The following is a 12,212-nucleotide window of genomic DNA, read 5'->3' on the forward strand; positions in this document are numbered from 1 at the left end:
AGAAAGCTGGCGGCGCTCACCCGACGCCACAGCGACTCCCGCTCCAGCGCCAGCGCCTCAATGGCGTCGAGATCAGGCGCGAGCCGCAGATCCTCGCCAAACGCCGGCGACAGCCAATGGGTGATGCTGGCGGCGCTGCGCTGGACCAGCGGCAGGATTGTCTGCCGCCAGAAGGCGCGGTTGGCTTCGGCGTAATTGCTGTAGGTGCTGTCGCCTGGCAGCCCGAGCACCAGCGGCGGCGTCCCCAGCGCCAGAGCGATCTCGCGCGCCGCCGCGGCGCGCGCCTCGGTAAAATCCATATCCCGTGGCGTCAGCGACAGCGGCTTCCAGTCAAGCCCGCCGTCCAGCAACAAAGGCCGGCCGGCATTGGCCGCGCCCTGATACTGCGCCTCCATCTCGCCACGCAGCCGTTGGAACTGGGCGTCGGTCAGGCTGGCGCCTTGCGGTCCGGCATAGACCAGCGCGCCAGAGGGGCGCGCCGCATTCTCCAGCAACGCCGTGTTCCAGTGGGCGGCGGCATTGTGCAAATCGAGCGCCTGCGCCGCCGCCTGCATGGGCGAAAAGCCATAATGGTCATCCGTCGGATGAAACTGTTTGAGGTGCAGCACCGGGCTCAACTGGCCCGGCTGCGCCACAAACCGCGTGGTCCGCGCCCCGGCGCGATAATCCCAGCCGGCCGGCCAGCCGTCGTCGCCCACCACCACCTGCATACGATCGGGCCGCAACGCATGCATCTCGCGCGGCGTCCCGTCGACCTCAGTCACATGAAGATAAGCGTTGCCCGCCACCATCAAGTGCCCGAACACCGTCTCCAGCAAGGTGGCGCCGCTGTGCTGCGGATTTGGTCGGGCCAGCAGATCGAGCAGCGGATGCGTCGCCAGCTCCCGGTCGCCCTTGTACAACAACAGAGGCGTCGCCGCCGCCGCCTCGCTGATCAGCCGCACGCAGCGATGGGCGATGGCGTTGGCCTGATAGCCCTCGCGCGCCAGCGCGCCAAAATCCCTGGGGCGCGGCGCGAACGTCCCATGCCCCAGCCAGCCGCTCATGGCGGCGAGCGGCAGCGCACGACGCTCATCGGGGCCTGCGCCAGGCGAAGCGGGCGTCGGTCCCGCAGCTACGCCTGGCCCCAGGCGCCCGAATAACCGCGCCAACAATCCCGCCATGGCGAATTCTCCTGCGTGGTGAAACGAAATCTGCCGTCACAGCCGGCGCAGGCCGACAACCAGCCGACCGCCAGCGCAGCCTCACAACGACCTGATGCGTGGCGTCGCCCCGCCCAACAGCGCAGTCACCGCCCACACCATGGCGTCGAGCCGGTCCGGAGAGCGCCCGCCAGAGAGCCCGTCCGGGCCGAAGTCACACAATTCATCCTCAAGCGCAGTGAACTGGCCGCAGAACTTGAGCCGCCCCTGTTCCCCGAGCGCCGCCACCGGCTCTGCGCGGATATATTTGCCGCGCGTCGCCCGCACCGGCGTCACCGGCACGCCGGCGTCGCACTGACGCAACACCGCGATCGCCATGTCGCCGCCCTGGTTCACCTCCACCACCAGCGCATCTGCTTCCAGCCGGTGATAGACGGCGATGGCGCGGGCGGCCCAGGCGGCGGGCGAAGCCCGCTCAATGGTCGCGTCCTCAAGCACATAGACGATGCCGGCGCTGTCGACGCCGGCGGCGACGACGCCACAGCGGTCAGCGCGGCTGCCCGCGCTGGCGGGCGGATCGACCGCCACCACCAGCCGCGCCAGCGGCGGCGGCGCAGCAGCGCGCGCCGCCTCGATCCCGGCGCGCGACCACAAGGCGTCGGCGCGCTCCTCCACCATCTCACCATCGAGCTCCTGCAACCCGAGCCGGGTGCCGGCATAGCGCCCCACCACAGCCTGCAAAAATGCAGGCGCCAGATTGGCGGCGTTGTCGCGCGTCCGCGCCCGGCTCACCACCGCGCGCGGATCACCGAGCAGGGCGCGTAGCAACGGCATCGGTCGCGGCGTCGTGGTGACCAGCTGACGCGGGCGGCGCCCGAGCCGCAAGCCGAACTGCAGCATGTCCCACGCCTGCTGGGCGTTGCGCCATTTGCACAACTCATCACACCAGGCCGCCGCAAACTGCGGCCCGCGCAAACCTTGCGGATCTTCCGCCGAGAAGGCCTGGGCGATGGCGCCATTGGGCCATTGCAGCCGCCGCCGCGTCGGCGACCACAGCGGTCGCTCGCCGCCACCCAGCGACAACAGGCCCGAGACACCCTCAATCATCACGTCACGCACATCGGCATAGGTCTCGCCCACCAGTGCAATGCGCCCATGCGGCTCGCCGGCGAATGGCGGCAGACCGAGCGCCATGCCGCGCACCCATTCGGCGCCGGCCCGGGTCTTGCCGGCCCCACGACCGCCGATCATCAGCCAGATGGTCCAGTCGCCAGCCGGCGGCAATTGGTCAGGCCGGGCGAACAGCGGCCAGTCGGCCGCCAGCCGCGCCAGGGCCTGCGGCGACAGCTCATTCAGAAAGGCCGTCAGCAATCCGTCCGCCGCGCAGCGCAGCAATGCGGCCTTCAAGCTCGCGGCGGAAGCTGTCGATGTCGTCGGGCAATCCTGCGTCGGCTGCATCGCCCGCGCCCTCCATGCCCGCCACCGGCTCCGCAGCCAAAGTCCCATCCCCAGCGCCAGCCGGGCTCGCGCCCGCCGCGCCACCAGCGCCGCCTGCGCCGCCGCTCCGCTCCAGCGCCGACAATCCTGCAGCGACGCGCACCAGCATGGCCATCAGCCGCGCCTCCCGCTCCCGCGCTGCGCCATCGCCCGGCGCATTGGCCAGCGCCGTCTCGATCTCTGTCATATGGCGATCCGCAGCCGCCCACAGCCGCGCCACCAATTGCCGCCGCGCCGCAGGCGTGCTCGCAGCCAGCCCCGAAGCCTTCCGGGCTGTTCGCCGCCGAAGCCCAGCCCCAGCCGCCAGCATCCCGCCATCATCAGCAACCGACACATCTCCGCCCGTCAGCGCCGCCGCGTCCGCCGCCGACGCGCCAAGCTGCGTCAAGCCTGACGGCTCCGTTCCCGTACGCCGTCGCACCCTGCCGGGGCGCCCTCGCGTCGCCTTCTGCCCGTCAACGCCCAGCCCACCATCGCCTTCGCTGCAACCGCCAGCCGCCACCTCAACGGCGCTGGCCACGAAGGATCGCGAACGACGACGGTCTATCCCATCCAGCGAAGCACTCTTTGCTCCAGCGCAGGCCGCCTCAGCGCCCACCGCCCCAGCTAACCCCGCCTCAGCGCCCTGCGCCTCAAAAACTACCGCCTCAGCGCCAACCGGCGCTGCTTCGCCGGTACGCCGCCATGCTTGCTGCCGACGGATCGTCGTCATGCGCCGACGCGACACACCAAGCGCTTGCGCCAGCTCAGCCAACGTCGCGGCCCCGCATTCAAACCGTCGCCGCGCCCGCATGAGCGCCGCCACTGTCACCCCGTCAGCGTCGCCACACCCAGCCACACGCCCCGCCGCCCTGCCGCCCGTCGCCTGACGACGCCCCGTCCCGTGGCCAACCATCGCCAGCCTCCCCTCGCCAGGCACGACGCCGCGTAGCAGCGCCCCGAACAACGCGCCGCCCGCCACCCAGCGGCGCCCGCCCTGCCCGACCAGTCCAGACCAGACCAGGCCAAGCCAGACAGACCAGCCCCGCCCGTCACAGCAAACATCGCCGAACCGCCCATGCGCCAGCACGCCAATCAGCCACCACTCAGGCACGTCACGGCATGTTCCGAGTTGTCAGCCTCGCCCCAGGCACGCCGTCTCCATGCACGCCGCCTCCATGCAGAGCGGACATCCTGAGCAAGCAAACGTTTCCGAGTTACCGAAAAGCCCTGCGGCGCAAACCGGCGGCGTCAGCGCGCAAGCCAGAACAACGCCCCAGCGCCGACCATCGCCCCGCCAGACAGGCAACAAAAAAGGCCGCATCAACCGATGCAGCCCATCCACAATCACATTCAACCAACGCGAGCCCCCAAGCCCTCAAGCCCTCAAGCCCTCAAGCTCACAAGTCCACCACGCGGCCGAGCCAAAGACGCCAATCCCCAGAGCCGCCCCATGCAGGTCAAGCCTAACGGAACATCGCCTACGCCGCCCGCCCTGACTCAAAGCCGCCATCCGCCCTGACCCGCCCGTAACCACGCCAATCGCGCGCCCAAAGGAACGCCCCCACGCTGGTGCCCAAGTGGGGGGCAAGCGGGGCGGACAAGCGGGGGGCCGAAACGGGGGCCCAAACGGGGGCCAGCCAGAAGCTGGCCAAGGGGTCCTTCAACCAACAATAGACGAGCAAATGCTTGAAAACCAAGCTAGCGCGCCAGAACCGAGCGAGGCGAGCATCCGGCCCGCACCTGTTCAGGCCCCCACCGCCCCAAGTTCACGCATCCTCAACCCGCCAAAGCCCCCAACAACCATACCCATGAAAACGGGAACTCCAGCCCCGTTGGACCGGCAGACGCCCCACCAAACAACGCCAAGCAGTTCCACTAAAGTCGCCAAACAGCTTGGGGCGCTCACGGCGTCCGCACAAGCGGGCAAATCACTCAGCACAAGTGACTTGGCACAAATCACTCGGCACAATTCACGCGGGCGAAAGCCACGGAGGCTCCCGTCGCCAAAGGCCAAAGCCAAAGCCAACACCACAAGAACCCGCAACGCCAGCCACAGAAACCTGCAGCCGCGCCCTCCAGCTACAATTCCGGAGCGTATGAGAACATTAGCAGAACATCGTCACGCTGTCAAGCACGTCGCGCCGCCGCGCTGGCTCAGAAGCCGCAGCTATTGCGGCCCCGTCACCTGCTCTCCTGCAGCGCCCGCGGCGACCACGGCGACCGCGCCCGCCGCCACTCAGTCCTTGAGCTTGTCAGCGAAATACCCAAGCGCCCGGGCATAAACCTCCGCCCGGTTCCATTCACGCATCACCGAGAAATTCGGCTGGCCCGGATGATATCCAGCCCCCCGCGCCCAGCCGTGCCCCTTCAGGTAATTGGCGATCGAACCCAACGTATCGGTCGAGCTGTTGATGAGATCAGCGTGGCCGTTGCCGTCAAAATCGACCGCGTAGCGATAATAGGCCGACGGCATGAACTGGGCCTGGCCGACCTCGCCCGCCCAGGCGCCGCGCATCTGCTGCGGCGTGAGATCACCACGTTGCACCACCCGCAGGGCGTCCATCAGCTGGCGCGTAAAGAAGTCAGTGCGGCGGCAGTCGTAGGCCAGCGTGGTCAGCGCCCGGAAGGCGGGCGTATTGCCGCGCACCGCCCCATAGTCAGTCTCCATGCCCCAGATCGCCACGACGATCTCGCCCGGCACGCCAAACTGCTGCTCAATCCGGCGCAAGGTGTTGGCGTGGACCCGCATCATCTGCTTGCCCTTGTTGATGCGCCCGCTGCTCACCCGGTTTTTGATGAACTGTTCGAAGCTGACCCTGAAGTGCTTCTGGTTACGGTCAAGGCCGATGATACGGCGGTCATAGGCGACGTCAGACAGCGCGGCGTTGATGACCTGCGGCCTGATGCCAGCGGCGGCGGCCTCGCGCTTGAACTCCGCCAACCACTGGCCGTAACCCTCCGGGCCATTGCCGCACTGCGCCGCCTGAGCGCCGCTGACCGCCAGAGCGAGCGCCGCTCCGGCGATCGCCGTCATCACGAATGTCCTTGCGCCGTTCATCTGCCGCTCCAGTTCCCTGTGGCCTTCGCCAAGCCCCCTGCTCAACTGCGCCAGGCAGCGGCAGGTTCCGGGGCAGCGTGCGTCTGTCCCGCTCAGACGCCATCAAATCAGAAACAGGGTGACAGAAAAGTAAACAGACGGCGCCTTTTGCGATGCAGATCGGGCGATTGCGGCGCGCCGGCGCACGCTTCCGCCCCGGTATGCGCCCCATCAGGCGTCCCCTGTGTGCGCCCCTTTCCGCCTTACCCCAACGCCATGGCGGCGGCTTCCGCTTCCATGTCCGGCTTCGCCCCGCCATCGCGGGTCATCGGCTTCGGATAGCGCAACGCCATCTCGCGCATGATGTGCTTGATCGGCACGTCATGAAACGCGCCATGCTGGCCGAGATAGCCCATGAACGCATTGCCAGCGCCATCAAACGGCTGCAGCAGCGCATCGTTCTCACCGTCAAAATCCAGCGTCTGCACGCCGAGTCTGGCGCAGAGCGAGGCGTTGAAGGTCGGGCTCACCTTGATCCAGCGTCCCTCTGGCGCAACTTCCGTGAAGCCATGCCAGTAAAACTGGTCGGTTCCCATGCGTTCAATCAGCTGCGGCGTCGCCAGATGGTTGGTCACGTCAGCGAAGGCGACACGCGCCGGCACGCCCACCGCCCGGCAGGCCGCCGCCAGCAGGGACGCCTTGCCGACGCAATAGCCGCGGCCGGCGGCCAGCACGGCGGACGCGCGAAACACCTCCGGCCCCCAGGTGACATAGGGGTCGTAAAACAGATCACGCACGGCGAAATACAGCGCCTGGGCCTTCGCCTTCGGCGTATCGGCGCCGCTCACCACCCGTTCGGCGAAAGCAATGACCTCCGGATGATCCGAATCAACATAGTCGCCCGGCGCGGTCCACAGCCGGAATTCGTCCTCGATCATGCATTTCTCTCCCTGTCAGTGACGCCAGAATGTCACAAGGGCCAACCAGGTCGTCAACCTGCGTATGGTGACAGCGGGTTTTCGCAGCAGATGCCGCCAAATATGGCCAGGATACGTTGCGACGCGTAGTTGAATACGCCATCGTCACCCCAGTCGGCGCTCCCGACACAAACCCCATGGTATCGCAAGCACATGCGCCGCATATCGCCGCCCTCACCGGCGCGGCGCGCGCCAGAATCCGGAACGCCCGCCCTTCGCCGGGCGTTCCGTCCGCCGGAGCTGTCATGCAGGTTGTTTCCCGTCGTCTGTTTGTTGTCGCAGCGTCCACGCTCGCCCTCGCCGCCTGCCAGACCAGGTCGCGCGGCAGCCTCGAGAGCGAACTTGGCAAAGGCGCAGGGCCGGCCGCGCCGCCGCCTGTCCCCGCCGACCCCATGCTCAGCGATCCGACGCCGGCCGATTATGAGGCGATGTATGCGCCCATCGACACCGACCGCTTCCCCATCCCCGGCGTCCGCGCGGGCGTCATCAAGCCGGAGTTCCTGCGCCGTCGGGTGAGCTACGCCGGGCCGGAAGCGCCTGGCACATTGGTCGTCGATCCGGCCCGGCGCTATCTCTATCTGGTTGAACAAGGCGGCAAGGCTATCCGTTATGGCGTCGGCGTCGGCCGCGAAGGCTTTGGCTGGTCGGGCGAGGCCACCATCAACAGCAAGCAGGAGTGGCCGGACTGGTATCCGCCAAAGGAGATGATCGAGCGGCAGCCCGAGCTGAAGCGCATCGTCACCAAATTGCCGAGCGGCGTCGGCGTCCCCGGCGGCCTGCGCAACCCTTTGGGCGCCCGCGCCCTGTATCTGTGGCAGAACGGCAGGGACACGCTGTTCCGCATTCACGGCACCACCGAGCCGCACACCATCGGCACGCGCGTGTCCTCCGGCTGTATTCGCCTCGTCAATCAGGACATTATCGATCTCTACCGCCGCACCCCGGTGGGTGCCAAAGTGGTGGTGCTCAGCGGCCCTGGTCACAATGGCATGACCCAGCCTGGCGCCGCAGCACGTCCGCGCCGTCCCCGGGGACAAACGGCGGCCGCACACAGCCAGCCGACCGGATAAGCGCCTGCCAGGGGCGGAGGCCTCCATCGCCATCCGTGCCAGCGGCGCCCACCGATACTGAGGCGTCTCGTCCAGAGCCTGGGCTGGCACTGGCGCCCGCCCACACAACAACGGCGACGCTATCCGCGTCGCCGTCCTGCAAATCAGCGCCGCCGCGCCTTGCGCCCCATCCGCGCCGCCACCACCCCTGGCGGCGTCGCTCCGCCGGCTGGTGCCCGCGACCGGCGCGGGACCCGGTCCGGCCATTGCACGATGCGCTCGATAAGCTCGTCCGGCTCCATCTCCTGCTCCGAGCCTGACAGCCTGCCGCGCACCGACACCCCGGCGGCGACCACCGTCTCCGGGTCGCCCGACACCAGCGGGTGCCACCACGGCAGATCCTGACCCTCACGCACCAGCCGGTAGGCGCAGGTCGGCGGCAACCAGCTCAGGCTGCGCACGGTCTCCGGCGTCAGCCGGACGCAGTCGGGCACCTGGGCCTGGCGGTTGGGATAGTCGCGGCAGCGGCAGCTGTCGCCATCGAGCAGGCGGCAGCCGACATCGGTGTAATAGATGCGGCCGCTGTCCTCATCCTCAAGCTTGATCAGGCAGCAGCGGCCACAGCCGTCGCACAGGCTCTCCCATTGCTGGTCCGACATGTCCTCCAGCGACGTGGTGCGCCAGAAGGGCGGCGCTGCGCTGTCTGTGCTCATGTTGTCCTGTCCCGTCATTCGGCTTCCGCCCCGCCATGGCTGGCGCCCTGCCGGAACCGGGTCTAGTGCCGCACCCCTTGCCGGAATGCAACGTCCTTAACCAAAGCACGCCATCGGCCGGTGTTGCGACTGACGCCCCTTCCGGCGCCCTGCTATACTCAACCAGGGACATGCAGGACCGCGACGCGCGGCCCAGGCAGCCCGGAGGATCGCATCAGGTGACGCCACAAAGGGGATCACTGACCGCTAGGATACGGCGCGCGGCGCTGGCCCTCGACGCGCGTCTTGATTCCGGCCTCTATGCGCTGGGCGCCGCTATTGGCGAAGCGTGGCGCGGCTGGCGCGATATCACCGATCGCCTCGCGGTGCGCGGCGGCGCCCGCGTCATGACCGAGATCGCCTGCGAGACCCTCACCCTCAGCGTCGGCGCAGGCATCGTGCTGGCGGCGCTGGCCCAGCCAGCCTTCCGCATGACGCAGAACGACAAATGGCTGAAGCAGAGCGAACTCGCCGTCACCTTCCTTGATCGCTATGGCGAAGAGGTCGGGCGTCGCGGCATCCGTCAGAATGACGCGCTTGAGCTCGGCGACTACCCCGACCATTTCATCAGCGCCGTGCTGGCGACCGAAGACCGTCGCTTCTTCGACCATTATGGCGTTGACCCGGTCGGCACCGCACGGGCGCTCAGCGTCAACGCCAATTCATCCGGCGTCGTCCAGGGCGGCTCGACCATCACCCAGCAGCTGGCCAAAAACATCTTCCTCAGCAATGAGCGCTCGCTGGAGCGCAAGATCAATGAGGCGTTCCTGGCGCTGTTTCTCGAGGCGCGCCTCAGCAAGCAGCAGATCCTCAAACTGTATCTCGACCGCGTCTACATGGGCGCTGGCAATTTCGGCGCCGCCGCCGCCGCCGACTTCTACTTCGGCAAATCGGCGCGGGACCTGACGCTGGCGGAGTCCGCCATCCTCGCCGGCCTGTTCAAGGCGCCGTCACGCTACGCCCCGCACGTCAATCTGCCGGCGGCCCGCGCCCGCGCCAATGACGTGCTCGACGCCATGGTCGACGCCGGCATGCTGACCGCCGGCCAGGTGGCGTCGGCGCGCCGCAATCCCGCCACCGCGCTGGAGCGCAAGCGCGATTTCAGCCCGGATTATTTCCTCGACTGGGCCTATGACCAGGTTCGCGCCATGGCCGAGGCGGGCAAGCTGGGCGATGAACGCGTGCTCACCGTGCGCACCACCCTCGACCCGCTGGCGCAACGCAGCGCCGAAGCCGCCGTTGAAAACAGTTTGCGCCAGTTTGGGGCGCAATGGGGCGCAAGCCAGGCCGGCATCGTGGTGATGGAGCCAGATGGCGCGGTGCGGGCGCTGGTCGGCGGCCGTGACTACGGCGCCAGCCAGTTCAACCGCGCCACCGACTCGCTGCGCCAGCCAGGCTCGTCGTTCAAGCCCTATGTCTACGCCACGGCGTTGCTGGCGGGGGTGGTCACCCCCACCAGCACGGTCATCGACAGCCCGGTGTGCATCGGCAACTGGTGCCCGGCCAATTATGGCCGCTCCTTCTCGGGCGCCATGCCGCTGACTACGGCGCTGGTCAAATCGATCAATTCGATCCCGGTGAAGCTGTCGATCCTGCTCGGCAAGGGCAACGCCCGCATCGGCCGCGCCCGCATCATCGCCCAGGCCAAAGCCATGGGGCTCAGGCACGAGCTGCGCGACAGCACCTCCCTGCCCATCGGCTCGGCCGAGGTGAAGATCATCGAGCACACCTCCGGCATGGCGACATTCGCCAATGGCGGCTTCCGCGCCGACGCCTTCAGCGCCGCCGAGATCCGCAACAGCCATGATGAGGTCCTGTGGTCGCAAGCGCGCGACGCCGCCAAACCCGAGCGCGTCCTGCCCGAGAAAGTCGCCCAGGAGATCAACCAGATGCTGACCAAGGCGGTGGAGGAAGGCACAGGCCGCCGCGCCCGCATCGACGGCGTGCGGGTCGCCGGCAAGACCGGCACCACCAACGCCTATCGCGACGCCTGGTTCGCCGGCTACACCGGCAATTACGTCGGCGTCATCTGGATGGGCAACGACGATTACGCCTCCACCAACCGCATGACCGGCGGCACATTGCCAGCCCAAACCTGGCGCGAGATCATGGAGCCGCTGCACCGTTCGGCGAAGCTGGTCACCCTGCCAGGCGTCGAGCCAGCGCCGCCGCCCGCCGCCGCCACACCCGCCGCAGTGGCCGCCGCGCCCGACAGCCGGCTTGGCGCCGAGATCATCTCCAGCCAGAGCGCGGCGGCGCTTGCCGCCATCGGCGCACTGTTCCGGGACGCCGCGCGCAGCCACAGCGGGCCAGAAGCCGTCGCCCCGCGCCCAACCCGTCCTGAACCCTCCGGCGCCGTCGCGCCACGCCGCAGCGGCGCCGCCGACCCCCACGGCGCTGTCACCATGCGCCACGACGCGCTGCCCCCACAGCCGCCCAGGTCTGAGGGACCGCTGCAGGCGAAGGAGGGCTAGGGCATGCTCCGCTCGCCAGGTGACACGTCAGGCAGGCGCCCGCCCGCCAGGAGCCATGCGCCGTGCGGCTAGCCCTGATGACCTTGATCACACTGCTGGTGGCGGCGGCGAGCGGCTTCGGCGCAACCTGGCTGGCGCTGGCCGAGCGCCCTCTCACCGGAGCCATCACGCTGGGGCCATGGCGGGCCTGGCCCGGCTCGGGCGCGCCAACTCCCGATCCCTATATGCGGGCTGTCATCGCCCGCACCGCCGCTTTGCCGCTCGGCGCTGGCGAAGGCATTGAGCTGATCGCCGAGACCGACAGCGACGGCGAAAGGCTCAGCGGCGGCTGCATCTATGAAATTCTCGGTCGTACGCCGGAAGCCCGCACATGGACGCTTGCGGTCACCCGGCTGTCGGCCAGCGGTCGCAGCCGACGCATCACCCAGAGCGACCCGCTGGCCCAACCCATGGCGTTGACTTCGGAAGGCCTGCTGCGTGACGCCGCTGGCGGCGTGCGCGTCACCGCCGCCGCCACGCCGCAACCCGGCGACTGGCTGGCCACGCCCGCAGGCAGCCCCTTCCGCCTGACCCTGCGCCTCTACGATAGCCCCACGGGCTTCGCCAGCCGGCCCGGCGCCTCGGCCAGGCTGATGCCGGAGATCCGGCGAAAGCATTGCTCATGACGCTACGCTGGTCTGATGTGCTCGCCTCGGTGATCGCCGGCCTGCTGCTGGGGGCCATCGTCCATCTGACGATGGTGCTGCGCATACCATTGGTCGCCCGCCACGACGCGTACGCACAACTGGCGCTGGCCGGCGCAGAAGGCGAGGCCACCCCCGTCCCGGCGCAATTTGGCCGGCCAGGGGCGATGGGCGATGATCCGCTGACGCCGCGCGCCGCCTGCGCCTTTTCGCTCGCTGATGGCCCGGTGCGCATCACCATGCCCGCCGCCGGCGTAGCCCAGACGCTGTCGATCCACGACCGCGGCGGTCGGGTGATCTATTCGCTGAGCGACCGGGCGGCGGTGCGCGGCATGCTGTCCTTGCTGGTGATGACGGCGGCGCAGCGCGACGAGCGCCAGCTGATTGCGCAGGAGGACAGCGATGACGCGGTGATCGAGGTGGTCTCGGCCACCGACCGTGGGCTGGCGGTGGCGCGGGCGATCCCGCCCTCGCCCGCCTGGCGGGAGCGAGCGGTTGAGGCGACGACCAGCGTCACCTGCCTGCCCGAGGGCTGACGCCCTTTGGCCGCTTCATACCAGACCCCCGATGAGCATGGCTCATCGGGGGTCCGGTTAAGCCCTTGCGGCGCCTGAGCATT

The 12,212-nt window shown here is 68.6% G+C and carries 10 protein-coding genes; 4 read left to right on the forward strand and 6 right to left on the reverse strand.

Features of this window, described 5'->3' with window-relative positions; genetic code table 11:
- The 5 genes from AC6A67_RS02015 to AC6A67_RS02035 all read right to left on the reverse strand — a co-directional run.
- On the reverse strand, positions 1-1,163 hold a 1,163-nt coding region (locus AC6A67_RS02015), incomplete at its 3' end, for a phage portal protein (protein WP_498034858.1).
- An 81-nt stretch (positions 1,164-1,244) separates the two neighbouring features.
- A complete protein-coding gene (locus tag AC6A67_RS02020) occupies positions 1,245-2,510 on the reverse strand; it encodes a DNA-packaging protein (protein WP_498034915.1) in 1,266 nt (421 codons plus the stop codon).
- Positions 2,491-2,826, reverse strand: a complete 336-nt coding sequence (locus AC6A67_RS02025) for a hypothetical protein (RefSeq protein WP_498034859.1) — start codon at positions 2,824-2,826, stop codon at positions 2,491-2,493. The genes AC6A67_RS02020 and AC6A67_RS02025 overlap by 20 nt, the downstream gene beginning before the upstream one ends.
- Before the next feature lie 2,031 nt (positions 2,827-4,857).
- Positions 4,858-5,679, reverse strand: coding sequence for a lytic murein transglycosylase (locus AC6A67_RS02030; protein WP_498034860.1), 822 nt, complete (start codon positions 5,677-5,679; stop codon positions 4,858-4,860).
- 242 nt (positions 5,680-5,921) lie between these two features.
- Positions 5,922-6,596: a transglutaminase-like domain-containing protein gene (locus AC6A67_RS02035; protein ID WP_498034861.1), complete on the reverse strand. Its 675-nt coding sequence runs from the start codon at positions 6,594-6,596 to the stop codon at positions 5,922-5,924.
- 284 nt (positions 6,597-6,880) lie between these two features.
- On the opposite strand from AC6A67_RS02035, the gene AC6A67_RS02040 reads away from it, so the two are divergent.
- Positions 6,881-7,705 (forward strand): L,D-transpeptidase, encoded by an 825-nt coding sequence (locus AC6A67_RS02040; RefSeq protein ID WP_498034862.1) that lies wholly within the window; start codon positions 6,881-6,883, stop codon positions 7,703-7,705.
- A gap of 143 nt (positions 7,706-7,848) precedes the next feature.
- Here the strand turns inward: AC6A67_RS02040 and AC6A67_RS02045 are convergent, their stop codons facing one another.
- On the reverse strand, positions 7,849-8,397 hold the full coding sequence (locus AC6A67_RS02045; protein ID WP_498034863.1) for a YcgN family cysteine cluster protein: 549 nt from the start codon (positions 8,395-8,397) through the stop codon (positions 7,849-7,851).
- 218 nt (positions 8,398-8,615) lie between these two features.
- Between AC6A67_RS02045 and AC6A67_RS02050 the strand changes: the two genes are divergently transcribed.
- The 3 genes from AC6A67_RS02050 to AC6A67_RS02060 all read left to right on the forward strand — a co-directional run bounded on the left by AC6A67_RS02050 (position 8,616) and on the right by AC6A67_RS02060 (position 12,129).
- Positions 8,616-10,910: a transglycosylase domain-containing protein gene (locus AC6A67_RS02050; protein WP_498034864.1), complete on the forward strand. Its 2,295-nt coding sequence runs from the start codon at positions 8,616-8,618 to the stop codon at positions 10,908-10,910.
- Positions 10,911-10,987: 77 nt separating this feature from the next.
- Positions 10,988-11,575: a DUF1214 domain-containing protein gene (locus tag AC6A67_RS02055; RefSeq protein ID WP_498034865.1), complete on the forward strand. Its 588-nt coding sequence runs from the start codon at positions 10,988-10,990 to the stop codon at positions 11,573-11,575.
- Positions 11,572-12,129, forward strand: coding sequence for a DUF1254 domain-containing protein (locus tag AC6A67_RS02060; RefSeq protein WP_498034866.1), 558 nt, complete (start codon positions 11,572-11,574; stop codon positions 12,127-12,129). The genes AC6A67_RS02055 and AC6A67_RS02060 overlap by 4 nt, the downstream gene beginning before the upstream one ends.
- Positions 12,130-12,212: the final 83 nt, after the last annotated feature.

The organism is Camelimonas sp. FR25, from assembly GCF_059740505.1.